The organism is Azonexus sp. IMCC34842, from assembly GCF_050368855.1.
Classification (GTDB): Bacteria; Pseudomonadota; Gammaproteobacteria; order Burkholderiales; family Rhodocyclaceae; genus Azonexus; species Azonexus denitrificans_A.
Map to the genome: position 1 here is coordinate 1,077,741 of NZ_CP178449.1, position 24,766 is coordinate 1,102,506.

The 24,766-nt window shown below is 62.3% G+C and carries 25 protein-coding genes; 20 read left to right on the top strand and 5 right to left on the bottom strand.

The genetic code is table 11. The features are described from left to right. The first annotated feature begins 91 nt into the window (after positions 1-91). From ACLIKD_RS05050 to ACLIKD_RS05070, 5 genes are all read left to right on the top strand, one after another. The gene (locus ACLIKD_RS05050; RefSeq protein WP_428827421.1) at positions 92-997 is read left to right on the top strand and encodes a hypothetical protein; all 906 of its coding nucleotides are present in this window, start codon (positions 92-94) and stop codon (positions 995-997) included. 92 nt (positions 998-1,089) lie between these two features. Further along, a complete protein-coding gene (locus ACLIKD_RS05055) occupies positions 1,090-2,292 on the top strand; it encodes a M48 family metalloprotease (protein WP_428827422.1) in 1,203 nt (400 codons plus the stop codon). 224 nt (positions 2,293-2,516) lie between these two features. Further along, a complete protein-coding gene (locus ACLIKD_RS05060; protein WP_428827423.1) occupies positions 2,517-3,191 on the top strand; it encodes a CsgG/HfaB family protein in 675 nt (224 codons plus the stop codon). Positions 3,192-3,208: 17 nt separating this feature from the next. Further along, positions 3,209-3,568: a DUF4810 domain-containing protein gene (locus tag ACLIKD_RS05065; protein WP_428827424.1), complete on the top strand. Its 360-nt coding sequence runs from the start codon at positions 3,209-3,211 to the stop codon at positions 3,566-3,568. 20 nt (positions 3,569-3,588) lie between these two features. After that, positions 3,589-4,266, top strand: coding sequence for a DUF799 domain-containing protein (locus ACLIKD_RS05070; RefSeq protein WP_226419219.1), 678 nt, complete (start codon positions 3,589-3,591; stop codon positions 4,264-4,266). On the opposite strand, the gene ACLIKD_RS05075 is transcribed toward ACLIKD_RS05070, so the two are convergent. From ACLIKD_RS05075 to ACLIKD_RS05085, 3 genes are all read right to left on the bottom strand, one after another. Beyond that, entirely contained in the window at positions 4,236-6,632 is a 2,397-nt protein-coding gene (locus tag ACLIKD_RS05075) for a penicillin-binding protein 1A (RefSeq protein WP_428827425.1), read from the bottom strand. The two genes, ACLIKD_RS05070 and ACLIKD_RS05075, sit on opposite strands and share 31 nt — an antisense overlap. A gap of 60 nt (positions 6,633-6,692) precedes the next feature. After that, positions 6,693-7,208: a DUF2242 domain-containing protein gene (locus ACLIKD_RS05080; protein ID WP_428827426.1), complete on the bottom strand. Its 516-nt coding sequence runs from the start codon at positions 7,206-7,208 to the stop codon at positions 6,693-6,695. 98 nt (positions 7,209-7,306) lie between these two features. Further along, positions 7,307-7,480 (bottom strand): hypothetical protein, encoded by a 174-nt coding sequence (locus ACLIKD_RS05085; RefSeq protein ID WP_428827427.1) that lies wholly within the window; start codon positions 7,478-7,480, stop codon positions 7,307-7,309. Positions 7,481-7,706: 226 nt separating this feature from the next. On the opposite strand from ACLIKD_RS05085, the gene ACLIKD_RS05090 reads away from it, so the two are divergent. Then, a complete protein-coding gene (locus ACLIKD_RS05090) occupies positions 7,707-8,558 on the top strand; it encodes a 3-hydroxybutyryl-CoA dehydrogenase (protein WP_226419223.1) in 852 nt (283 codons plus the stop codon). A 102-nt stretch (positions 8,559-8,660) separates the two neighbouring features. After that, positions 8,661-9,296, top strand: coding sequence for a trimeric intracellular cation channel family protein (locus ACLIKD_RS05095; protein WP_226419224.1), 636 nt, complete (start codon positions 8,661-8,663; stop codon positions 9,294-9,296). Here ACLIKD_RS05095 and ACLIKD_RS05100 read toward each other — a convergent pair. Further along, complete coding sequence (locus ACLIKD_RS05100; protein WP_428827428.1) at positions 9,293-10,903, bottom strand: bifunctional aminoglycoside phosphotransferase/ATP-binding protein; 1,611 nt, start codon at positions 10,901-10,903, stop codon at positions 9,293-9,295. The two genes, ACLIKD_RS05095 and ACLIKD_RS05100, sit on opposite strands and share 4 nt — an antisense overlap. A 270-nt stretch (positions 10,904-11,173) precedes the next feature. Between ACLIKD_RS05100 and nifN the strand changes: the two genes are divergently transcribed. From nifN to nifS, 11 genes are all read left to right on the top strand, one after another. Beyond that, on the top strand, positions 11,174-12,571 hold the full coding sequence (nifN, locus tag ACLIKD_RS05105; protein ID WP_428827429.1) for a nitrogenase iron-molybdenum cofactor biosynthesis protein NifN: 1,398 nt from the start codon (positions 11,174-11,176) through the stop codon (positions 12,569-12,571). A gap of 16 nt (positions 12,572-12,587) precedes the next feature. Next, a complete protein-coding gene (locus ACLIKD_RS05110) occupies positions 12,588-13,013 on the top strand; it encodes a NifB/NifX family molybdenum-iron cluster-binding protein (RefSeq protein WP_226472894.1) in 426 nt (141 codons plus the stop codon). After that, complete coding sequence (locus ACLIKD_RS05115) at positions 13,010-13,480, top strand: SoxR reducing system RseC family protein (protein ID WP_428827430.1); 471 nt, start codon at positions 13,010-13,012, stop codon at positions 13,478-13,480. The genes ACLIKD_RS05110 and ACLIKD_RS05115 overlap by 4 nt, the downstream gene beginning before the upstream one ends. Then, on the top strand, positions 13,470-13,919 hold the full coding sequence (locus tag ACLIKD_RS05120) for a NifX-associated nitrogen fixation protein (RefSeq protein ID WP_226419229.1): 450 nt from the start codon (positions 13,470-13,472) through the stop codon (positions 13,917-13,919). The genes ACLIKD_RS05115 and ACLIKD_RS05120 overlap by 11 nt, the downstream gene beginning before the upstream one ends. A gap of 14 nt (positions 13,920-13,933) precedes the next feature. Further along, a complete protein-coding gene (locus ACLIKD_RS05125) occupies positions 13,934-14,152 on the top strand; it encodes a CCE_0567 family metalloprotein (RefSeq protein WP_226472895.1) in 219 nt (72 codons plus the stop codon). Further along, positions 14,149-14,418 (top strand): ferredoxin III, nif-specific, encoded by a 270-nt coding sequence (gene fdxB / locus ACLIKD_RS05130; RefSeq protein WP_226419231.1) that lies wholly within the window; start codon positions 14,149-14,151, stop codon positions 14,416-14,418. Before ACLIKD_RS05125 ends, fdxB begins: the two co-directional genes overlap by 4 nt. Positions 14,419-14,420: 2 nt before the next feature. Continuing rightward, complete coding sequence (locus tag ACLIKD_RS05135) at positions 14,421-14,765, top strand: hypothetical protein (RefSeq protein WP_428827431.1); 345 nt, start codon at positions 14,421-14,423, stop codon at positions 14,763-14,765. Between the two features lie 3 nt (positions 14,766-14,768). Beyond that, positions 14,769-15,185: a hypothetical protein gene (locus ACLIKD_RS05140; RefSeq protein ID WP_428827432.1), complete on the top strand. Its 417-nt coding sequence runs from the start codon at positions 14,769-14,771 to the stop codon at positions 15,183-15,185. 121 nt (positions 15,186-15,306) lie between these two features. After that, positions 15,307-15,630 carry a HesB/IscA family protein gene (locus tag ACLIKD_RS05145; RefSeq protein WP_226472899.1) on the top strand — a complete coding sequence of 108 codons (324 nt, stop codon included), beginning with the start codon at positions 15,307-15,309 and terminating at the stop codon, positions 15,628-15,630. Positions 15,631-15,642: 12 nt separating this feature from the next. Continuing rightward, entirely contained in the window at positions 15,643-16,539 is an 897-nt protein-coding gene (nifU, locus tag ACLIKD_RS05150; protein ID WP_428827433.1) for a Fe-S cluster assembly protein NifU, read from the top strand. Between the two features lie 84 nt (positions 16,540-16,623). Further along, the gene (gene nifS / locus ACLIKD_RS05155) at positions 16,624-17,832 is read left to right on the top strand and encodes a cysteine desulfurase NifS (protein ID WP_428827434.1); all 1,209 of its coding nucleotides are present in this window, start codon (positions 16,624-16,626) and stop codon (positions 17,830-17,832) included. 112 nt (positions 17,833-17,944) lie between these two features. Here the strand turns inward: nifS and ACLIKD_RS05160 are convergent, their stop codons facing one another. Next, a complete protein-coding gene (locus tag ACLIKD_RS05160) occupies positions 17,945-19,912 on the bottom strand; it encodes a sigma-54-dependent Fis family transcriptional regulator (protein ID WP_428827435.1) in 1,968 nt (655 codons plus the stop codon). A 356-nt stretch (positions 19,913-20,268) separates the two neighbouring features. Between ACLIKD_RS05160 and ACLIKD_RS05165 the strand changes: the two genes are divergently transcribed. After that, entirely contained in the window at positions 20,269-22,416 is a 2,148-nt protein-coding gene (locus tag ACLIKD_RS05165; protein WP_226472903.1) for a hydantoinase/oxoprolinase family protein, read from the top strand. A gap of 11 nt (positions 22,417-22,427) precedes the next feature. Continuing rightward, on the top strand, positions 22,428-24,752 hold the full coding sequence (locus ACLIKD_RS05170) for a hydantoinase B/oxoprolinase family protein (RefSeq protein ID WP_428827436.1): 2,325 nt from the start codon (positions 22,428-22,430) through the stop codon (positions 24,750-24,752). The last annotated feature ends 14 nt before the right edge of the window (positions 24,753-24,766 follow it).

Consider the following 24,766-nt stretch of genomic DNA (forward strand, 5'->3'; position numbering starts at 1 on the left):
GTGGCAGCGCGGAGTCTGAGGTAAGCTCAGGTTGGTGGCATTTGCTTGGCAAGCGCCACCAACGCTTCCGGACCTTCTCTTTGGGTGATGCATGAGCAAACTGATTACCGAGCTGCAGCGGCTTTATTTTCTCGACGACCAGCAATGGCACAGTCAGCATGCCGACGCCAGCGGCAACCCGGCGTATTCCGCCGCCGGCGCATTGACGCCGGAAATCGTCGCGGCAAGCCTGGCCGGCGAAAAAACGGTGGCGCTCCAACTGGTCAGCCCGGATGGGATGGCCCGGGCCATGGTCGTCGTCTTCGACAAGCCGGGCGATTGGGGCGAGGTGGCAAATCTCTATCAGGCGGTCCAGGATGAACTGGATTTGCCGGCCCCGGCCATCGCGGTTTCCGGGCGCAAGGGTTTTCGGCTGTGGTTCTCGCTGGCCGAGCCGGTGGCGGTGGCAGAGGTCCAGAGCTTTCTCGATGCCCTCGGCCGCAAATATCTGGCCGATATTCCGCTGAACCATCGTCAATTCCGTCCGGCGGCCGATCTGCCCAATGACATCGCGCCAGCCGTGATCAATCTGGCGCCGGCCCGGCACACGGTGACCGGCAAATGGTCGGCATTCATCGACCCGAGCCTGGGCGGCATGTTCATCGAAGAGCCCGGGCTGGAAATGGCGCCGAATATGGACCGGCAGGCGAGCATCCTGGCCGGCCTGGCAAGCATCAAGGTCGCCGATTTCCAGCGGGCGCTCGGCATTCTGCTGGCGCCGGCCGAATCGGACGCTACCGACCTGTCTTCCCTTGAGCAATCAGCAAATCAGCCGGACGAAGCGGCCAGCCCGCGCAGTCCTGACGCGGGCCACCTGAATTCACTGCGTAATGTCGGCAACCATTACAGCGATCCGCAGAGCTTCCTGCTGGCCGTGATGAACGATTCGTCGGCCAGCCCTCGTCACCGAATCGAGGCGGCCAAGGCGCTGTTGCCGTTTTTTTCCAACAACGCATAGTCGGGTGTGCCGGGGCGGGCATCTGTATGGAATATCTGGCCATGCTTTGCTGATAAAGTGCCGCAGTCTGTTCATAGCAAGGACTAAGGTTTATGCATATCCGGCGGGTGTTGATTGTTATTGCCTGTTCATTGGCCAGCGTCGTTGCCGTGCATGCTGGCGAACTCCAGATCGTGCGCGCTGGCGATGCCCTGGCGAATCTCGAACAAAGGGCGAAGGCCGGCACGGACGGAAGCGAGATGAAAACCAAGATCCGTATGCTGAGGAACTTGATCGACGTCAATCGGCGCATCCGAAACGCGGCGAATGTCAGCCCCAGTCTCCAGTTGCTGCTTTCACCGGATTACAACGCCTACACCGACGGCAACGATGTCTTTATAACCATCGGCATCCTCGAAGCCACGGCCGATGATGCCGATGCCTTGGGAGCGTTGTTGGGGCATGAGTACGCGCATATCCTGGGCGGCCACAAGGCCCAGAAAATCAATGCGTTGAAAAGCCTTGAGAGCAAGATTCGGAAGGATATCGGGCGGGGATATGTCAGCCCGGATCAGAAGACGCAAATCGTCCAGTGGGCGACCACCCAGCTGATGTCTTACAGCCGGGCCCATGAGGACGAGGCTGACGATGTCGGGATTTCAATTGCCGCAAAAGCCGGGTTCGATCCGCGGGGCTTTCAACGGCTTGCCGCGACGATGCTCGAACTGAACAAGGGAAATGCCTTGACGCATCTCGCCGACAGCCATCCCGGTTGGCTGGACCGCCACCTCAAAACAGGCACCCGAATTTCCGATGAGGAATACCTGCAGCGGGTCGATGCATACGTGCAAACGGGCAACGCCCCGGCCTTGAAACGCACGGTGGATGAATGGCTGCGTCAGCTCCCGGACAGCGGAAAAGCCTGGTATCACAAGGCCGAAATTCAGCGCCAGATGCGCTCGATGAAGAGCGTTGCATCGTTTGAAAACGCTTTCCTTGCCGACAGTCCGCCGATCAATACCAGCGAACAACGTTTTCGGGGTGCCTGGGCCTACATGTGTACCGGCCTCTTCCGCGAGGGATTCCGGTGGGAAAGCCTTTGGTGCATCAAGCGCCTGAAAGAAGACGAGTACGCACAACGTTACGCCCGGGAAACCGGACAAAACAACTTTATCGTGGCCGGCGATGAGCCACAGACGCTAAGAATCAAGTTTGAGACAACGCCGGGCGGTGGCAAATTGCTGCGCTACGATGGCGGCACGCCTGAGGTCAAGCCGACTCCAGCCTGGCGCGGGGTCCGCTACCAGGCCCGCTAGCCTACATCCTCTGCCTTTCCTTCGCGGGCAATAAATATCGCCCGGAGTCTCGGGGGTGGCAGTCCGTGAAACATCGGAAATGGGTATTCACATTGAATTCAACGAGCTGCCGCGGTTTTCCCGTGAATTGCTCAAGATGACCGCCGGGCGGGCAAATGAGTGGCAATCAAGGTGATAGAATCCGCGTCGATTTGCATCGCAACCATTCCATACTGGGTGTAAAAATGAACAAAACGATCATGACGATGGCGATCGTCGCCGGCCTGACGGGTAACCTGGCCGGCTGCGCGACCGAAGACTCTCGCAGCCTGCCGGTTGCCAAGTCGGTATCCGCCAGTCGCGCTTATACCGGCCAGCGCAATCCGATTTCCGTTGGCAAATTCGATAACCGCTCGAGCTTCATGCGCGGCATTTTTACCGATGGCGTCGATCGTCTTGGCAGTCAGGCCAAAACGATCCTGATTACGCACCTGCAACAAACCAATCGCTTCAACGTCCTGGACCGCGAAAACATGTCCGAGATCAAGCAAGAGGCGGCACTGAGCAAGAGCAGCCAAACGCTGAAAGGCGCTCACTACGTGATCACGGGCGACGTGACCGAGTTCGGCCGCAAGGAAGTCGGCGATCACCAGTTGTTCGGGATTCTTGGGCGTGGCAAGCAGCAGATCGCCTATGCCAAGGTCGCGCTGAACGTGGTTGATGTCCAAACCTCCGAGGTCGTCTATTCCGCCCAGGGGGCCGGTGAATACAGCCTGTCGAATCGCGAAATCATCGGCTTTGGCGGCACCGCCAGTTATGACTCGACGTTGAATGGCAAAGTGCTTGATCTGGCCATTCGCGAAGCCGTCGATACGCTGGTGACCGGTGTCGAAGCAGGGGCCTGGCAGCCTGCCAAGTAAGGCTGCGGAGACTGATCATGACATCCTTAACAAAAGTTCGACTCTGCGTCGTCGCCGCAATCTCGATGTCGGCACTCGCCGGCTGCGTTACCCGACAACAACCCCTTTACTACTGGGGCGGCTATCAAACCGAGGTTTACGGTCATTTCAAAGGCGACAAAGGCCCCGAGGAGCAAATCCAGGCTCTCGAAGCTGAGCGCGAACAGGCGCTGGCCAAAGGCCGGGCGCTGCCGCCCGGATTCCAGGCCCACCTTGCCATGCTCTACGGCAAGACCGGGCGCTCTGACCGTTTGGTCGAGAACCTTGAGGCGGAAAAGACCCAGTTTCCGGAAAGCTCGACTTTCATGGATTTCCTGCTCAAGAAATTTGCTCGTTGATGGCTTATCAGAGGTTTCCAATGAAACATATCGTGACCGCCAAGTTGGGACTGACCCTCTTGGCTATCTCCCTGCTCAGCGGCTGCGCGACGCAGGCAAAGTATGACTACGCCGAGTTCCGGGCAAGCCGTCCGGCCTCGATCCTGGTTCTGCCGCCGGTCAACAGTTCGCCGGATGTCAATGCGACCTACAGCATGCTATCCCAGGCTACCGTGCCCTTGGCCGAGTCGGGCTACTACGTCCTGCCGGTAACGCTGGTCGATGAGGCCTTCAAGCAGAACGGTCTCACTGCCCCGACGGATATCCAGCAAGTGCCGCTGGCCAAGCTGCGCGAAATCTTCGGCGCCGATGCCGCGCTGTACGTCAATGTCAGGCAATACGGCACGACCTATGCCGTGATAGTCAGCGAAACCCGGGTGACGGCAGAGGCCAAGCTGGTCGATCTACGCACCGGAAAAACCCTGTGGGAAGGCAGTGCGACGGCGTCCAGCAACGAAGGCAACAACAACTCAGGCGGCGGTCTGGTCGGCATGCTGGTCACCGCCGTGATCAGCCAAATCGCTGATAGCCTGAGCAATCGCGGACATGCGATTGCCGGCATTACCAGCCAGCGACTCCTTGCTGCAGGCCGGCCGAACGGAATCTTGTTCGGGCCGCGTTCGCCGCACTACCTCAAGGAAGGTGTGCCGACGCCTTGATTCGACGAGGGTGAGTCGTCTTTGTCTTTCTTGCCCTCTGCCATGATCTGATCGATCTTTTCCTGTAATGGATCGACCGGCGGTTCAACCGGTGGCGCGTCGGGCGGCGGCGCGGGTTCGGCGGGCTGCTGCGGTTTGGGGGGCGGCTTGACGGCGCGTTGCGGTTTGGGCTCGCTCTCCGGCTTGGGCGAGAACAGGTTGAGGACCCAGTCCTTGACGGTCTTGAACAGGCCGTTTTCTTCCGGCGCCGCAAAGCGGATGCGCGGGTCGATGAGGCGGCTCCGCAGGGCGCCGGCGAAAAAGTCGCCGACGATCGGCAGGGCGCTATGGGCGCCCTGGCCCCAGTAGTCGCTACGCAGCGTGACGCGGTTGTCGTTGAAGCCGACCCAGGCCCCGGCGACGAGTTGCCGGTGCATCAGGATGAACCAGCCGTCGGCGTTGTCCTGCGTCGTGCCGGTCTTGCCGGCGACGTCGGCACGGATGCCATAGCGGCTGCGGATGCTGCTGCCGGTCCCCCGGTCGATGACGCCGCGCATGCTGTCGAGCAGGGTGTAGGCGACGCTGCGCGGCAGCGCACGCGCCGGCTCTTCCGGGCTGAATTCCTCGATGACCCGGCCGTCGCGGTCTTCGATGCGGGTGACCAGCAGCGGTTCGAGATAGCCGCCACCGTTGGCGATGGTGCCGTAGGCGGCGACCATTTCCTTCAGGGTGACCGGGCTGGTGCCCAGTGCCAGCGACGGCACCGGATCGAGCTTGCTCTGGCGGACGCCCATGTTGCGGGCCAGTTTGGCCACTTTGGCCGGGCCGACCTGTTGCATCAGCTGGGCGGTAATGGTGTTCTTCGAATAGGCCAGCCCGTCGCTCAGGCTGATCGGCTGGCCGCTTGGCGGCGCGCTGTCAGTCGGCCGCCAGATCTCGTTGCCGCCGACGGCGATTTCGACGGCCTGGTCGATCAGCGTGTCGGACGGACTGGCGCCCTGGCGGAAGGCCTCGCCATAGACGAAAGGCTTGAAGGTCGAGCCGGGCTGGCGGCGCGCCTGCTGGACGTGGTCGAAGGCGTCCTGCTCGAAATCGCGGCTGCCGACCCAGGCCTTGACGTGGCCGTTGTCCGGGTCGAGGGCGAGAAAGCCGGCCTGGATCAGCGTCTTTTGCTGCTTCAGCGTCTGCATGAAGACCTTGTCGGCCGCCAGATGCTTGATGGCCTGTTCCGGCGTCAGGCCGCTGGCGACGGCGGCGCCGTATTCCGGCGCTTCGCGGATGAAAGCCTGTACCAGACTGGCCTCTGGACTCCACGCGGCGCGCTTGCCCCAGGCCGTATTGGCGACGTTCTGCAATAGCTTGCCCTGCCGCGCCACGGCCTGATTGGCCGCCGCCTGCAAGCGGGAATCGATGGTGGTGCGGACCACCAGCCCGTCGCCGTAGATGCTGTAGCCGTTCTGGTCGGCCCAGACGATCAGCCATTTACGCAGCTGCCGGGCGAAATGCGGAGCCGGTCCCGGCGGCTCGATTTGCCGCTCGAAATCGATGCGCAGCGGTTTTTTCTTCAAGGATTCGAAGCTGGCCGGGGTCAGATGCTGGTGCTTGACCATCTGCGCCAGCACGATGTTGCGGCGGAGCAGGGCGCGCTCGGGGTTGAGTACCGGATTGTAGTAACTGTTGCCCTTGAGCATGCCGACCAGCGTTGCGCTTTGCAGCACATCGAGGCGGTCCGCCGTGGTGTCGAAATAGGTGCGGGCAGCCATCTCGATGCCGTAGGCGTTGTATAGGAAAGGTACGGTGTTGAGGTAGGTTTCGAGGATTTCGTCCTTGCTGTGCACGGCCTCGATCTTCAGCGCGGTGATCGCTTCCTTGATCTTGCGCGTCAGCGTCGGGGCGCGGCCGATTGCCTCGGGGTAGAGGTTGCGGGCCAGTTGCTGGGTCAAGGTCGAGCCGCCCTGGCGGTCGCCGCTGAAGGTATTGAGCGCGGCTGAGGCGGTGCGCCGCCAGTCGAGGCCGAAATGCTGATAGAAGCGGTGGTCCTCGGTGGCGATCAGCGCGTTGATCACCTGTGGCGAGATATCGGCAAGCTTCACCCATTCGCGGTTGGACTGCTTGAACTCGGCCAGCTTGCGGCCATCCGCCGAGAGAATCTGGGCCGGCAGTTCCGACGACACCTTGCGGATGTTGCTGATGCTCGGGGTGAATGGAATCAGGATGAGGACATAGAGCAGCAGCAGGCAAGGCACAACGGCCAGGCTCCGGATGACGCCGCGCCGGGTCGGGTGGCTCAGGTGGCCGAGAAGGGCGGCGAGGCGGCTGGATGGATCGGCGGCAAGCCCGGCCAAGGCCTGTTTTAGGGCAAGGGGCAGTGAGCGCAGCGAAATCATTGGCCGGCCATGTCAAAGCCGCAGGAAGACGGGCGGACGATTGCTTGAAGCGTCAAGTGGTCAGCTATCCAGCGTTTTGATCAGTTCAAACAAGCGTTGGTAAAACTCCGGCGCAATCACCGTTTCTTCGCCGACCTTGACCAGCGTGTCCTTGTCGATTGCCCAGGGCAGCGAGACGGAACCCAGCGCGGAAACGCTGAGGCCGGCGCTGTTGCCTTTGGATTTCATTTCAAACTGGGTTTCCAGCGCATTGGCGTAGATGACGGCACCCAGGCTGCTCGGCAGACAAACCAGGGTTATCGTCAGCCGGGTTGCCTCGTCCGTTTTCGGCCGGAAGAATTTCTCGCCGCGGATATTGAGCGGCTTGCTGTCATCGACCTGGTAGCCCTGGCTGAGCAAAGCCCGCTTGGCGATTTCACAGGCGCTGTCCGGTTGCCGGCTGCTGTAATACTGAAACGGCGTGTCGTTGGGGAAGGTTTCCGTCTGATAAGGACGCGTCCCTCTGGGGGCTGCGCAACTGCACAGCAGCAGTCCGGCCAGCGCCGCGAACGCCAAAGAACGACAACGTGAAGTCATGGACCGGAAGGTGAATTTCATTGATGCGTATTCTAGCCACTTCCCGCCCGCGATTCCTGCAAGCAAACGGTTTTCCTTGCCTGTCGTGAATCTTGATCTCAGGCGGCGTTGTCCGGCGTATGCATCGCTTCTACCTGTTCGTGTTCCCATTCCTTGATCGTGTCCGACAGCAGGCGGGCCTTTTCGTGGGTGTCGGGCGTGTGCTGATGTTCTTCCTGAAATGTTTCCAGGGCGTCATGGATGGCTTCGGCCTTCGAGTTCGTATGGGGCATGGGTAATCCTTCTGGTTATTTGCTTGTTGTTGCAGTGCACCAAAATAGTATAAGTCCTGCGCGCCAGCCTCACAAGCTAGTGTTCTGGCGGCCGTGCTGCGGTGCACTGCCGGTGGTGGCAAAAAAGCTCGGGAACTGGATTGCTTGGCCGACCTGCGTTAAAGTAGCGGACTGCCATACGCTACGGTATGGATGATCAACTGCAACGCTTTTCGGAGAGATACACATGGAAGTGAAGACTATTGGTATTGTTGGCGCCGGCATCATGGGTAACGGTATTGCCCAGGCTTTTGCCGTGTCCGGCTTTGATGTGATCATGGCCGACATCTCCGAAGGCGCCGTGCAAAAGGGCCTGGCGACCATTTCGGGCAGCCTCGATCGCCTGATCAAGAAGGAAAAAATGAGCGCCGAGCAAAAGGCGGCGGCGCTGGCCAAAATCAGCGTCACCACTGAGGTCGCGACCTTGAAAGATGTCGACCTGATCATCGAGGCGGCGACCGAAAACCTCGAATTGAAGATCAAGATCTTCAAGCAACTGGATGCGCTGGCCAAGCCGGAAGCGATCATCGCGTCGAATACCTCGTCGATCTCGATCACCAAGCTGGCGGCGTCGACCCAGCGTCCGAGCCAGGTCATCGGCATGCACTTCTTCAACCCGGTGCCGATGATGGCTCTGGTCGAAGTGATCCGTGGCCTGCAAACCTCCGATGCCACCTACGCCGCCGTCGAAACGCTATCGAAGGCCGTCGGCAAGACGGCTGTCGAGGTGAAGAACAACCCGGGCTTTGTGGTCAACCGCCTGCTTTGCCCGATGATCAACGAGGCGATCTTCGCTTTGGGCGAAGGCCTGGCCGAGGCAGCGGCGATCGACGAAGCGATGAAGCTGGGCTGCAACCACCCGATTGGCCCTTTGGCGCTGTGCGACATGATCGGCCTCGATGTCGAGCTGGCCGTGATGCAGGTTCTCTTCGAGGGCACCAAGGATCCGAAGTACCGTCCGGCGCCGCTGCTGGTCGAGATGGTTGAGGCGGGCTACCTCGGCCGCAAGGCTGGCAAGGGCTTTTACACCTACGAGTAATTTGCCGCCAAGCGTTTGACTCCGCCTGTCGGTGGATTCAGCCCAAATACCCCCGGCGTCGGCGCAGGCTGACGCCGGGGGTAAATCATTTTTATCGAATCAATGAACATCGAACCGCTTCTTATCGCGATTGAAGTCGCCGCCACCATTGCTTTTGCGCTTTCCGGCCTGATCGAGGCGACGCGCAAGCGGATGGATGTGATCGGCGTGTTTTCCGTCACCTTCGTCAGCGCCTTCGGCGGCGGTACGCTGCGCGACGTGCTGCTCGACCGACGGCCGCTATTTTGGGTGCAGCACCAGGAATACGTCTGGCTGGTCCTGGCCCTGACTCTGACCGCCCCGCTGTTGTTGCAGGCCCGCCGGCATCAGCTGGTGGACAAGCTGACCGAGGTGGCTGACGCCTTCGGCCTCGGGCTGTTCGCCATTTCCGGCGCCTCGCTCGCCCTGGTCGCCGGCATGCCGGCGATCATCGCGGTGTTGATGGGGGCGATCACCGCCGTCTTCGGCGGCGTATTGCGCGACGTGCTGTGCAACGAGATCCCCAAGGTCTTCCATGACCACCGGCCTTACACGCTGTGCATCTTCATCGGCTGCCCGGTTTTCCTCGGCTTGCATGCACTGGATGTCGCGCCGCAAATCTCGACCGGTGCCGGCATCTGCATCATCACCGGCTTGCGCTTGCTGGCCGTGGCGCGCGGCTGGAAGATTCCCGCCTGGCCGCCGCAGAAAATGCACTAATCGGCCGGCGACGCGAGGTCGCCAGTCAGCTCGTCGAATTGCGGCAGCAGGGCGTTCCAGTCCGGTGCCGCGCTTGAATCGATCGACAGCGTCCGACTGGCCTCGTCGGCGCCGGGCATCTCGTGGTGGGCCAGTTGGTCTTCGAGAATGGCTTCATCGGCCTCGGAAGCATCGCGGCCGGCCGCGCGGCGTTGCCGGACGCGCTGGCGCAGCACGGCGGGCGGCGCGGCGAAGGCCAGGATGACGAAAGGCAGCGACAATTCGCCGGCCAGCGCGGCGAAGGCAGCGCGCTGGGCGCGTTTCAGGAAAGTCGCATCGACCAGAACCGGATAGCCGGCGGCGACGACGGCGCGGGCCAGTTCGCCGAGCCGGGCGTAAGTGCGGCTGCCGGCTTCGGCCGAATACAGCCCGGCGTTTGGCGGCGAATGGCTGGCCGCTTCCGGGGCCAGCCCGAACAGCCGCTTGCGCTCGACATCGGCGCGCAGCCGGATGATGCCGCGCGCTTCGAGCAAGGCTTGCGATTGACTGGTTTTGCCGCTCCCCGAGAGGCCGCAGGTGATCGCCAGGAAAGGCCGTGGCGTCTGCATCTGCGCCGCTGCCAGCGCGACATGGTCGCGGCATTCGGCCAGGCCGGCGGCGCGCGCCGCGCCATCCAACTGGTTCAGGCGGATGGCGGCAATCTTGGCCCGTACCATCGCCCGGTAGGCGATGTAGTAGGGCAGGACGAGCAGGCTGTCGTAATCGCCGCTACGCTCCAGCCAGGCATTCAGGAAGCGGTGGGCGAGCCCGGCGCAGCCGCGTTTCTGCAAATCCATGCAGAGAAAGGCGATGTCGGCCGCCACGTCGATCCAGCGCAGGGCTGGGTTGAACTCGATGGCGTCGAACAACTGCGGTTCGCCGTCGATCAGGATCAGGTTGCCGAGATGCAGGTCGCCGTGGCATTCCCGTACCCGGCCCTGGTCGAGGCGGCGCTCGAATACTGCCTGTAGGTCGGCAAAGCGGGCCTCGCTCCAGTTCTCGATGCGCTTGGCCAGGGCGAGCAGTGCCGCGTCGTCGACCAGTTCAGGCAATTGCCTGAAGTTCTGGCGGACCGGGAAATGCACAGCTGCCGCATCGCCAAAACCGTCTCCGCGCCGGGCGACCGCCGCTTGGTCATGGAACGCGGCGACGTGGTGGGCCAGGCGATCAATCAATTCCGGCGCCAGCCCCTGATCCGCCAAAACCTCGGTGAGCAGGCAGGATTGGGCGAAACGCCGCATGCGCACCGCGTAGTCGATGGCTTCGCCGCGGCCGCCGAGGCGCGGCGCTGTCAGGCTGCCGGTGATCGGCACGACGTCGAGATACAGGTCGGGCGCCGTCCGCCGGTTCAGCCTGACCTCCTCGGCGCAGGCCGCCTGGCGCTTGGCCAGCGTGGTGAAGTTGAGAAAGCCGAGGTCGAGCGGTTTCTTCAGTTTGTAGGCATGCTGACCGGCCAGCACCACCGAGGAGATGTGCGTCTCGATGCAGGCGATGTCGTCGACCGGCTGGTCGAAGGCCGCCGGGCTCTGCAGATTGAGCACCAGACGACGATGGTCGGCGAGGGGGGAAGCGTTGGCAGCGGTGGTCACGGCAAACTCATCGGGTTGATATGCGGGGCCTTGCCGATCATTCGCATGACATGGCAGCAACGGCCAGGGTCAAGCATCGCACCAAAGCGCTGCGGATGGCTATGCCGAATTTCGTGTATTGCCGCCGCGTCGCCTGTGTCATTCGCCTTCGGTTGGCATTTGTTGTCTTTGCTACACAGTGCTGTTTTTGCAAGTAACTGATTTTAATTGAATAGTCGCTTGGCGCGTTCCTTGCTGAGAAGTGGGTGTTCTCAACCGGGCGATGTCCAAATGACCGAAATCATCCATTCCAAGAAGGCACTGGCGGTTAATCCGCTGAAGGTCAGCCAGCCGATCGGCGCCTCGCTGGCCTTTCTCGGTCTCGCCCGCAGCCTGCCGCTGATGCATGGTTCGCAAGGCTGCACGGCGTTCGGCAAAGTCTTCTTCGTGCGCCACTTCCGCGAGCCGATTCCGCTGCAGACGACGGCGATGGATCAGGTGTCGACCATCATGGGCGCCGACGAGAACATCATCGAGGCCTTGCGCACGCTGTCCGACAAGAGCAAGCCGGACATCATCGGCCTCGTCACCACCGGCTTGTCGGAAACGCAGGGCACCGACATTCGCCGGGCCGTCCGCGATTTTCGCACGGCCCATCCCGAATTCGCCCATGTCGCCGTGGTCCCGGTCAATACGCCGGACTACGTCGGCTGTCTGGAAAGCGGTTATGCGCTGGCCATCGAATCGCTGATCGAGACGCTGGTCCCGCAAGGTAGCAGCGTTGGCAAGCGGCCCAAGCAGGTCAATGTGCTGGCTTCAGCGATGCTGACACCGGGCGATATCGAGGCGATCAAGGAGTGGATCGAAGCGTTCGGTCTGCGCCCGATCGTCGTGCCGGATATCGGCGATTCGCTGGACGGCCACCTGACCGAGGCGGAAACCTCGTCGCTGACCATCGGCGGCACGCCGCGCTCGGAAATCGAGATCATGGGCGAGTCGGTTGCAACGCTGGTCATCGGCCCCTCGCTGCACAAGGCGGCCGACATCCTGAAAAGCCGCACCGCGGTGCCCGACTACCGTTTCGCCGGGCTGCTCGGGCTGGAAGACTGCGACGACTTCACCGAAGCGCTGGCCGAAATTTCCGGCAAGCCGGTGCCCGAAAAGATCGAGCGCCACCGCGCCCAGTTGCAGGACGCGATGGTCGACAGCCATTTCATGATCGGCTTCGCCCGCGTCGCGCTGGCCGCTGATCCCGACCTGCTCGGCATGCAGGCCCGCTTCCTGACCGGCATGGGCGCCGAGATCGTCAGCGCGGTCAGTCCGCACAAGCACGACAGCCTGAGCAGTCTGCCGATCGCCAAAGTCATCATCGGCGATCTGGAAGACATGGAAAAAGAGGCGCGGGCCGGCGCTGCGCAGTTCATCGTCGCCAACTCGCACGCCGCTGAAACGGCTCGCCGGCTCGGCTTGCCGTTGTTGCGGGCCGGTTTTCCGCAGTACGACCACGTGGGCGGTTATGCCCGCACCTGGGTGGGCTACCGCGGCACGCGGCAAGCCCTGTTCGACCTCGCCAACCTGATGCTGGGACAACACCATGAACTCGAACCCTATCGATCAATCTACTGGGCCGATACCCGCCCCGCTGAACAACATGTCATCGCGTCGGCTACAGCTGGTCTGGTCCATTAAGCAGGAGCCGGAAGCCGTGATCAAGGTCGCCTTCGCCTCCACCGACCGGACCCGCGTCAATCAGCACTTCGGCGCCGCCGAGGGGTTTGCGGTCTATGAAGTGACGCCGGACAAGGCGACGCTGGTCGGCGTTGCCGAATTCGCCGAAGAGGCGATGGACGGCAACGAGGACAAGCTGGCCGCCAAGGTCGATTTCCTCGCGGGCTGCGCCGCGGTCTATGTCATGGCGATCGGCGCCTCGGCGATCAAGAAGCTGATGGCCAAGGGCGTTCAGCCGATCCGCATCAACGAGGTCGATGCGGTGGACGATCTGCTCGGCGAAATTTCCCGCGCCATGAGCGAGGGCGGCGTCGCCTGGATCGACCGCGCCCTGGCGGCCCAGGCCAAGGCCAAGGCCGACGACCGCTTCAGCACCATGGAAGAAGAGGGGTGGGAAGGATGAGCGCCAAACTGATCGAACACTGGGGCATGGTCAAGCGCATCGACGACGGTCGCGCGACCATCGTCGTCGAAACCACGGCCTGCGGTGTTTGCGGCCATGGCGGCCATTGCTGCATCTGCAAGGCGGCCAACGGCGGGCTGGCCGCCATGCTCAACCTGCCGGCAGCCAATGGCTTGAAGGAGGGCGACTTCGTAAACATCGGCCTGCCGGAATCCGGCCTGTCGCTGGCCGCCTTGCTCGGCTATTTCTTTCCGGCACTGGCGACGCTGGTCGGCATCGCCGCCGGTGCTTCCATCGCCGGCAGCGATGCGGCAATGGCGCTCGGCGGGGCGGCTGGTTTCGCCGGCTCGCTGGTCGTCGCCCGCATCGCGATCGACTACACCCCCGGCCTGTCGCCCGCCCCGCAACTTATTCCCGTATCAAACCAAACCAATGTTTCACAACAGGAGTTTAACCATGAGCGCTGATCCCATCTTCGAAACCGATTTCGTCAAGGAAATGGCCCGCCAGATGCGCGCCTTGGACACCTACGGCACCTATACCGGCTGGACCGTCGAAAAGATCCTTGATCCCTACATCCTGACCAAGGAGCGCAAGGCGACCATTCCCTTGATCGGCGACCCGGACGACGAAACGATTTCGCGCGTCAAGGCGTTCTACAACGCCATCGCCGTGCTGATCGAGAAGGAATGCAAGCTGCTGGCCGTGCCGCTGGTCCATCTGACGCACGAAGGTTTCGGCCGGGCGATCATCACCGTCGGCAAGCTGGTCGCCGTCGAAAAGACCTTGCGCGATGTGCATCGCTTCGGCTTCCCCAGTCTGTCGAAAATGAAGGATGACGCCGACAAGTTGCTCGGCATCGCACTCGAGCGTATCGGCCAGTACCCGGCCGTCGCCGGGCTGTAAGCGGCGGGGGCAGCATGACTGACGAAGAAATCGCCGCCCTCGACAAAGAGGTCAGGAAACTGAAGCGCATCGCCTCCGAATGGGCTTCGCAAATGCACGACCTCGTGGAAGACCGCCTGCCGGCGGGCTACCACGAGATTCCCGGGCTTTCCCAATCGACTTACGAGGCCTGCCAGGCCTGGGCCGACGCGACGGCCCGCCTGGCCGCCGCCCAGAAAGGACAACCTGCATGATTACCGGACTCACCCGTGGCGGCGCCGAATGGACGCCGCAATTTGCCACCAGCCTCGATCAGTCCAAGTGCATCGGTTGCGGCCGCTGTTACAAGGTCTGTCCGCGCAATGTCCTCGATCTGGTCGAGCGCGAACTCGATGACGACGATGACAACGAAGACGACAACATGATGGTCATGTCGCTGGCCAATGCCGCCGACTGCATCGGCTGCGGTTCCTGCGGCCGCGTCTGTCCGAAGAACTGCTACACCTACGCGCCGGCCTGAACATGGCGGCTCTGCCCGATCCGGCGCTCGGCGATATCGTTTGTGCCGCCTTGCGCTGGCAGGTGGAAAAACTCGGCCTGTCGATCGGCGACGAGCCGGTCTGGGCCCAGGCGACCTTCGTCGAGACGGTCGATCCGTATTCGCAGGAAATCAACCTGATCGGGACCTGGCGTGGCCAGGCGCGCTACGGCACGGTGACGATTTTTCCCGATCGCCGGATCTTCGCCGAATACCAGGTCTTGCTGCCGCACCCCGCGAAGGAGGGCAGCTATGTCGAAGCCGTGCAGGTTTGGGGGCTTCCCGAGAAATTGCGCGGCGATGCCGTGCTCGCCGAGTTCGCCCGCTAAGCCATGCCGCTCCGGCCGCGTCTCGTCCTGCTGCACAAACATGGCACCAGCGGCCGTGTCCGGTTTTTGTGCCTGAGTTCGGGGATTGTCGCTTTTCATCCCTTGCCGGCGCTCTCGGCGCTGCGTGATGAAGACTACTCGCCGACCATCCAGTTTCACCCGACGGCGCTGCTTCGCGAAGCCGAAATCCATCTCGGCCTGCCGGAAGATGCCATCGAGCCGGTGCCCGAGTTCAGCGCCTGGGTCGATACGCCGACCGGCGATGTGCCGGTGCTGCTCGCCTCGTTCGTCGGCATCGATCCGCCGTTCGCCGCGGCCGAACGGACCGGCGGCCGCTTCATCGCGATTACCGAATCGCGGCACTTGAGCGAGGTCGAGCGCAACCTGCTGCGCCGGGCTTACGAACACGTTCTCGGTTGATTGTCGCAAAAACGACAAAGCCGTTCGCCGCAACAATCCAGTATATTCAATTGGTTAGCGATTTATTCCGGCATGGCACAGGGCTTGCAATGAAGTGCTCATCTACTCTGGGAGAATCGCCATGATCAATCTGACACCTGCTGCCATCAAAGCTGTTCAACGCTTTATCCGCGGTTCCGAAACGCCCGTGATCGGTCTGCGCCTGACCATCTCAGGGGGCGGTTGCTCCGGACTGCAATACGGCATGAAGCTGGAAACCGACAAGGCCGAAGACGACTGGGAACTGGAAGTCGAAGGCGTCAAGGTCCTGGTCGATGCGATGACCATGCCGATGATCGACAACGTCACCGTCGATTTCGTCGATACGCTGACCCACACCGGTTTCAAATTCGACAATCCGAATGCCAGCGCGCAGTGTTCCTGCGGCTCGTCGTTCTCGGTCTAAGGAGCAGATAGCATGTGGGAATATTCTGACAAGGTTCGCGAGCACTTCTTCAACCCGCGCAACTCCGGCCCGCTTGAAGAAGCCAACGGCATCGGCGACGTCGGCTCGATCCAGTGCGGCGACGCGCTGCGCCTGATGCTCAAGGTCGACCCGGAAACCGAGATCATCGAGGACGCGCACTTCCAGACCTTCGGCTGCGGCTCGGCCATCGCCTCGTCGTCGGCGCTGACCGAAATGGTCAAGGGCAAGACGCTCGACCAGGCGCTGGAAATCTCCAACCAGAACATCGCCGATTTCCTCGACGGCCTGCCGCCGGAAAAGATGCACTGCTCGGTAATGGGCCGCGAGGCGCTGCAAGCCGCCATCGCCAACTACCGGGGCGAAGTGTGGAGCGACGATCACGAAGAAGGCGCGCTGATCTGCAAGTGCTTCGCCATCGATGCGGTGATGATCGAGGACGTGGTCAAGGCCAACGATCTGCACACGGTTGAGGAAGTCACTTTCTATACCAAGGCCGGCGGCGGTTGCGCTTCCTGCCACGAAGGCATCGAGGAAATCCTGGCCAAGGTCAAGGCGGCCCGCCCGGGTTCCGGCGAAACCTCGCCGCCGGTGGCTTGCCCGGCGACGCCGGAAGCCCCCAAGCCGCCGAGCGCCAAGCTGACGCTGGTCCAGAAGATCAAGAAGATCGAGGAAATTCTCGAGTCCGTCCGGCCGATGCTGCAACGCGATCACGGCGATGTCGAACTGGCCGACGTGCAGGGCAAGAAGATTTACGTCCATCTGAAGGGTGCCTGCTCCGGTTGCATGATGGAAGCGGCAACCCTCGGCGGCATCCAGCAGAAGATGATCGAGGCTCTGGGCGAACTGGTGCAGGTATTGCCTTCCTCGCACATGCCGGCGGAAGTCTAGGATCGAGGATCGAGCTATTAGGATCGAGTGAGCTGGGTTTTGCTCGATCCTAATAGCTAATAACTAACAGCTAAAGGAACCGCCATGGAACCGATCTATCTGGACAACAATGCCACCACGCGCTGCGACCCCGCCGTGGTGGAAGCGATGCTTCCGTTCTTCACCGAGCATTTCGGCAACGCCTCCTCGATTCACGCCTTCGGCAGTGAAGTCGGCAAGGCGCTGAAGAAGGCCCGCAGTCAGGTCCAGGCGCTGCTCGGCGCCGAGCATGACTCGGAAATCATCTTCAATTCCTGCGGCACCGAGTCCGACTCCACCGCCATCCTGTCCGCCATCAAGGCCCAGCCGGAGCGCAACACGGTGATCACCACCGTCGTCGAGCACCCGGCTATCCTGACGCTGTGCGAGTGGCTGGAGAAGGAGGGCTACATCGTCCACAAGCTGAAGGTGGACAAGAAGGGCCGGCTCGACATGGACGAATACAAGTCCCTGTTGAACGACCGGGTCGCCATCGTTTCGGTGATGTGGGCCAACAATGAGACCGGGACCATCTTCCCGGTCGAGGAAATGGCCGAACTGGCTTCGGCCAAGGGCATCATGTTCCACACCGACGCGGTGCAGGCGGTCGGCAAGATTCCCATCGACCTGAAGAACACCAAGATCGACATGCTGTCGCTGTCCGGCCACAAGCTGCATGCCCCGAAAGGCATCGGCGTGCTCTACCTGCGCCGCGGCTGCCGTTTCCGTCCGCTGCTGCGCGGCGGCCATCAGGAACGCGGTCGCCGCGCCGGCACCGAGAACTCGGCGTCCATCGTCGGTCTCGGCAAGGCGTGCGAACTGGCCATGGAGCATATGGCCGAGGAAAACACCTCGGTCAAGGCGCTGCGCGACAAGCTGGAAAAAGGCCTGTTGAGCCAGATCACCCATTGTTTCGTGACCGGTGACGTGAGCAACCGCCTGCCCAATACCTGCAACATCGCTTTCGAGTACATCGAGGGCGAGGCCATCCTGTTGCTGTTGAACAAGATGGGCATCGCCGGCAGTTCCGGCTCGGCCTGTACCTCGGGCTCGCTCGAACCGTCGCATGTCATGCGGGCGATGGGCATTCCCTACACCGCGGCGCACGGCACGATCCGCTTCTCGCTGTCCCGTTACAACACCGAAGCCGAAGTCGACCGCGTGATCGCAGCCGTGCCGCCGATCATCGCCCAACTGCGCAAACTTTCGCCGTACTGGACCGACAAGGGCCCGGCTGCCAACCCGGAAGCCGCTTTCGCCCCGACATACGCCTGACGGCAAACCGTTCTCTCTGTAGTAACCTCGGTTAGCCCCGGAAGCAATTCCGGGGCTTTTTTTGTGCGCTGTCCGTTATCGGGGGCCGCTCATTCGCCGCCGGCCGTTTCCTTCACATCCGCATTGCGGCCAATTTGACGTAGAGCGTGCTGCGCGAAATCCCCAGGGTTCGTGCCGCCATCGAGAGATTGCCGTGGGCGCTGGCGACGGCGGCGTTGATTGCGCTGCGCTCCATCTCGGCCAGTCGCCCCGCCGTCATGGCCGGCCGGATTTCGTCAGGCGGCAGGGCGGCATCGATGGCGTTGGCGGCGATATGCGGGGGAAGCAGCGAACCATCGATGTAATCGCCGTCACTGAGCGCGAACATCGCTTCGAAGACATTCTGCAATTCGCGGATGTTGCCCGGCCAGCGATAACGCAGCAGGTGGTGCAGGACGTCTGGCGCCAGGCTTTTCGGCGGACAGCCATATTTTTGCGCCAGGCGCTGGTTGAGGCGGCCGATGATCGCCTCCGTATCGGCCGGCCGGTCGCGCAGGGGCGGCAAATTCAGGCTGACGACACAGAGCCGGTGAAAGAGATCTTCCCGGAAGCGGCCGGCCTCCGCGTCTGCCTTCAGATCGCGATTGGTCGCCGCAATGATGCGGACCGCGACTTTGCGTTCCCTGGTGTCGCCCAGCCTGACCACAATGCCGTCCTGGAGGACGCGCAGCAGGTGCGGCTGCATGTCGAGCGGCATTTCGCCGATTTCGTCGAGGAAGAGGGTGCCGTGGTCGGCCTGCTCGAACTTGCCGGGCAGGCCGCCGCGCCGGGCGCCGGTGAAGGCGCCTTCGCTATAGCCGAACAATTCGCTGGCCAGCAGTTCCCGGGTCAGGGCGCCGCAATTGACGGCGATGAAAGGACCGTCCGGCTTGCCGCTTGCCTTGTGGATGGCGCGCGCGAAAATTTCCTTGCCGGCGCCGGTTTCGCCAAGCAACAGCACCGGCAAATCGAGGGGGGCGATGCGGCGGGCCCGGGCTTTGGCCGTCGCAATGGCCTGGCTGGTGCCGATGATTTCATCGAATGCATCATCAGTCGCTTTATCGGCCACCGTCTGGCTGCTGCTCCTCTGGCGCTGCGCGGTGCCTATCGGGATGACCAGCAGGGTGCCCAGGTCGCCGTCGCGGGAGCGCACCGGGTGCAGCCATTCCGGGCGCAACCATGGCGGGGTCAGGCGCAGGCGCTCGGCCGGATGGATGGCGAAATCGAGGGCGGGGACCTGGCCGCCGACCTCGAAAGGCAAGCGCACGCCGTACATCTCCCGCGCCTGCTGCATGCTGCCGCTGGTCTTGACGATGCGGCCGCGCTGGTCGAAGAGCACGAGGCAATCGTTGCCGTAGCGGCTGAAGCCTGCCATGGCGTGTTCGAGCAGGCGGCCATGCATTTCGGCATCGCGCTGGGCGAGAATGCCTTCGATCTGCTTGGCGGCCGAGATGACCAGACCCAGCGTATGGCCATGGAAGGTTTCCTTGACGCCGGAAACATCGACGACGCCCAGCAGGTTCTTGCCCAGCGGGTCGAGAATGGGCGCGGCGGCGCAGGTCCAGTGCTTGACGTCGATGCAGTAGTGTTCGCTGGCGTAGATCTGCACCGCCTGATGGGTGGCTATGGTCGTGCCGATAGCGTTGGTGCCGATCAGTTCTTCGCTCCAGCAGCCGCCCGGTGCCAGGTTGATCTGCTCGCCGGCATCGCGTGCCCGCGATTCGCCGTTGAGGTCGAGGATGGTGCCGCTCGGGTCGCTGAGCATGATCAGGGTGCCGGACTCGCGCAGGATCTCGCGCAGGGTTTCGAGCACCGGCTTGGCCGCTTCGTACAAATCGCGGGAGCGCGCCCGCAACTGGTTGATCTTGTCGCCATCGGCCGTCGGGGCGCTGCCGATGCTCGGATCGACGGCTTCCGAACGGCTGCGCCGCCACGAATCAAGCACGACATTGCGCACCCCGGCCCCGGGCAGCGGCCGGTCCTGAAGGAACCGTTCCCACGAGCTGGCGACGACCGACTCGTCGCCGATTCGCGGAATGAGGGGATTGCTGTTGGGACTCACATTGGGCTCGTGACGGGCTCCGGAACCATTACGGCGGATCAATTAATCAACCTAATCGTAACCGTAGCGCCTGGCGATTTGTAAGTCAATAAAATCCTTATATATCAATGTGTTGTGCGGCGCAGCAAAGCGTCGACGAAGTGTCCGGATTCCGGACAGTCGAAAATTAGCGTCGTGATTCAGGACGTTTTCCGGTCTTTTGTCGGACAGCTCCCGATTTCTGCATGTTTTCGCCAAGTCTATGATTCTTAGATTGAATTTCGAATGGTGGCGAATGTTTCCGGGGCTGGCCCGGGCCTTGCCATTAAGTCGGCGTGGGATCACTCACCACGAACACACCAAAAACAGGAGGCAATATGCAGATCCAGCAGTCAAACGTCCAGGTAATGGGAATCGATGCCGGCGGCACGATGACCGATACCTTCTTCGTCCGGGCCGACGGCCGTTTCGTCGTCGGCAAGGCCCAAAGCAATCCCGGCGACGAATCGCTCGCCATCTACAACTCGTCGGTCGATGCCCTCGAACACTGGGGCCGCAACGTCGATGACGTTTACCCGGAACTGGTGACCTGCGTCTATTCCGGTACCGCCATGCTCAACCGCATCCTGATGCGCAAGGGCCTCGATGTTGGCCTGATCTGCAATCGCGGCTTCGAGCAGATCCACTCGATGGGCCGCGCCCTGCAGAGCTACCTGGGCTACGCGCTGGAAGATCGCATCCACCTCAACACCCACCGCTACGACGAGCCGCTGGTGCCGGTTTCCCGGACCCGCGGCGTCACCGAACGGACCGACGTCCAGGGCAAGATCGTCATCCCGCTGCGCGAAGACGAAGTGCGCCAGGCCACTCGCGAACTGGTCGAGGCCGGGTCCCAGGCCATCGTCATCTGCCTGCTGCAATCGCACAAGAACGAAATCAGCGAGCAGCGGGCACGCGATATCGTCCGCGAGGAGCTGAAAAAGTTGAAGTCCGACATCCCGGTCTTTGCCTCGGTCGATTACTACCCGTCGCGCAAGGAAAGCCACCGGATGAACACCACCATCCTCGAAGCCTACGGCGCCGAACCCTCGCGCCAGACGCTGAAGAAAGTCAGCGACCGCTTCAAGAAGCATGGCGCCAAGTTCGACCTGCGGGTGATGGCGACGCACGGCGGCACGATCAGCTGGAAAGCCAAGGAACTGGCCCGCACCATCGTCTCCGGCCCGATCGGCGGGGTCATCGGTTCCAAATTGCTCGGCGAATACCTCGGCGACGAGAACATCGCCTGCTCGGACATCGGCGGCACCAGCTTCGACGTGGCGCTGATCACCAAGGGCAATTTCGCCATCAAATCCGATCCCGACATGGCCCGTCTGGTCCTCTCGCTGCCGCTGGTCGCGATGGATTCGGTCGGCGCCGGGGCGGGCAGCTTCGTCCGCCTCGATCCGTACAGCAAGTCGATCAAGCTCGGTCCGGACAGCGCCGGCTATCGCGTCGGCACCTGCTGGCCGGAAAGCGGGCTGGATACGGTATCGGTCTCCGACTGTCACGTCGTGCTCGGCTACCTCAATCCGCAGAACTTCCTCGGCGGCGCCATCAAGCTCGACGTCCAGCGCGCTCGTGACCACATCAAGGCGCAGATCGCCGATCCGCTCGGCCTCTCGGTCGAAGATGCGGCGGCTGGCGTCATCGAGCTGCTCGACCTGACGCTCTCCGAGTACCTGCGCGCCAACATCAGCGCCAAGGGCTACAACCCGGCGGAATTCACCTGCTTCTCCTACGGCGGCGCCGGCCCGGTGCACACCTACGGCTATACCGAGGGCGTCGGCTTCAAGGACGTCGTGGTGCCAGCCTGGGCGGCCGGCTTCTCGGCTTTCGGCTGCGCCTGTGCCGACTTCGAGTACCGCTACGACAAATCGGTCGACCTCGGCGTCGCCCAGTTCGCCAGCGACGACAAGAAGGCGGCGGCCTGCGCCACGCTGCAGGAAGCCTGGGGCGAGCTGGCGGTCAAGGTGATCGACGAGTTCGTGATCAATGGCTACAAGGCGGAAGACGTGCTGCTGATCCCCGGCTACAAGATGCAGTACATGGGCCAGTTGAACGACCTCGAAATCGTCTCGCCGGTCACCAGCGCCGCCACCGCCGCTGACTGGCAGCAGATCATCGAGTCCTTTGAGAACACCTATGGCCGCGTCTACGCCAATTCGGCGCGCTCGCCGGAATTGGGCTTTTCGGTCACCGGCGCCATCTTGCGCGGCATGGTCGTCACCCAGAAGCCGGTGCTGCCGGAAGACGCCGATGCCGGACCGACGCCGCCCAAGGAGGCCTATCTCGGCACCCGGCCGTTCTACCGCCACAAGAAATGGGTCGAGGCGGCACTGTGGAAGATGGAGTCGCTGAAGGCGGGCAACCACGTCGTCGGCCCGGCCATCATCGAATCCGACGCGACGACCTTCGTCGTGCCCGACGGCTTCGAAACCACGATCGACAAGCATCGCCTGTTCCATCTCAAAGAAGTCAAGTGAGGAGATAAATCATGAATATGATGAGCACCAAAGAAATCGGTATCGGCAACCTGCTCGAGAGCGGCCTGACACTGAAGCAGCATCGCGACGCGATCCTCGAGCGGACCAAGTCCACCGGCTACTACAACGGCCTGGAAAATCTCGAATTCCGCGACTCCGATCCGATCGGCTACGAAAAGCTGTTCTCCAAGCTGCGCGGCGGCTTGGTCCACGCCCGGGAAACGGCGAAAAAAATCGCCGCCAGCCCCATCGTCGAGCAGGAAGGCGAACTCTGCTTCACGCTCTACAACGCCGCGGGCGACTGCATCCTGACCTCGACCGGGATCATCATCCACGTCGGCACCATGGGCGCGGCGATCAAGTACATGATCGAGAACAACTGGGAAGCCAATCCGACGATCAACCCCGGCGACATGTTCACGACCAATGACTGCGCCATCGGCAACGTGCATCCCTGCGACATCGCCACCATCGTGCCGATCTTCTGGGCCGGCAAGCTGATCGGCTGGGTCGGCGGCGTTACCCACGTCATCGATACCGGTGCCGTGACGCCGGGTTCGATGTCCACCGGCCAGACGCAACGTTTCGGTGACGGTTACATGATCACCTGCCGCAAGACCGGGATCAACGACGAGCCGCTGCGCGACTGGCTGCATGAAAGCCAGCGCTCGGTGCGCACGCCGAAATACTGGATTCTCGACGAAAAGACCCGGATCGCCGGTTGCCACATGATCCGCGAACTGGTCGAGGAAGTGATCCGGGCCGATGGCCTGGAGGCTTACGAGAAGTTCTCGGGAGAAGTGATCGAAGAAGGCCGTCGCGGCCTGATGAGCCGGATCAAGGCGATGACCCTGCCGGGCAAATATCGCAAGGTGTCCTTCGTCGATGTGCCGTTCAAGCACGAGGATATTCAGGTTTCTAACGCCTTCGCCAAGCTCGACTCGATCATGCACTCGCCGGTCGAAATGACCATCAAGCCGGACGGCAAGTGGCGTCTCGACTTCGAAGGCGCCAGCCGCTGGGGCTGGCATACCTTCAATGCCCACCAGGTGGCCTTCACCTCGGGCATCTGGGTGATGATGTCGCAGACGCTGGTGCCGACCCAGCGGATCAACGACGGCGCCTACTTCGCCACCGAGTTCCACCTGCCCAAGGGCACCTGGTGCAACCCGGACGACCGCCGCACCGGTCACGCCTATGCCTGGCACTTCCTGGTCTCCGGCTGGGCGGCATTGTGGCGCGGCCTCAGCCAGTCCTACTTCAGCCGCGGCTATCTGGAAGAGGTCAATGCCGGCAACGCCAATACCTCCAACTGGCTGCAGGGCGGCGGCATCAACCAGGACGGCGAGATCCACGCGGTCAACAGCTTCGAGGCTTCGTCCTGCGGCACCGGCGCCTGCGCCGTCAAGGATGGCCTGAACCACGCCGCCGCCATCTGGAATCCGGAAGGCGACATGGGCGACATCGAAATCTGGGAAATGGCCGAGCCGTTGTTGTACCTGGGGCGCAACGTCAAATCCAACTCCGGCGGCTACGGCAAGTACCGTGGCGGCTGTGGTTTCGAGACCCTGCGCATGGTCTGGAACGCCCAGGACTGGACGATGTTCTTCATGGGCAACGGCTACATGAACAGCGACTGGGGCATGATGGGCGGCTACCCGTCGGCCACCGGCTACCGTTTCGAAGCGCACAAGACCGGCCTCAAGGAACGCATCGCCATCGGCGACTCGCTGCCGCTCGGCGGCGACCTCGATCCGACGGCGCCCGACTACGAGCGCCACCTCGACGCAACGGCCGTGGTCAAGCGCGACAAGCAGTGCATGACGACCGAGGACTGCTATGACAACCATGACCTCTACCTGAACTACCTGCGCGGTGGTCCGGGCTTCGGCGACCCGATCGACCGCGAGGTCAAGGCCATCGAGAACGACCTCAACCAGAAGTTCCTGCTGCCGGAATTCGCCGAAAAGGTTTATGGCGCGGTATTCGCCCAGGATGCCAAGGGCGTGTTCAGTATCGATGCTGCGAAGACCGCCACCCGCCGCGCCGAAATGCGCCAGGAGCGTCTGGCCCGTGCCCTGCCGACCCGCGAGTGGATGAAGGAAGAACGCGAACGGATCATCAACAAGCATGCCGCGGTGCAGGTCCAGCACATGTTCGCCACCAGCTTTGGGCTGTCCGAGAAGTTCACCAAGGAGTTCAAGGACTTCTGGAACCTGCCGGCCGACTGGCAACTGCTCGAGGACGAGCTGGGCGTGCCGACCTACGGCTCGAAACACCGCATGGACCTCTCGCTGATGCCCGACGTGACCACCGTCGTCCAGGTCGAAGAGTAAGTCGCGCCAGCCAC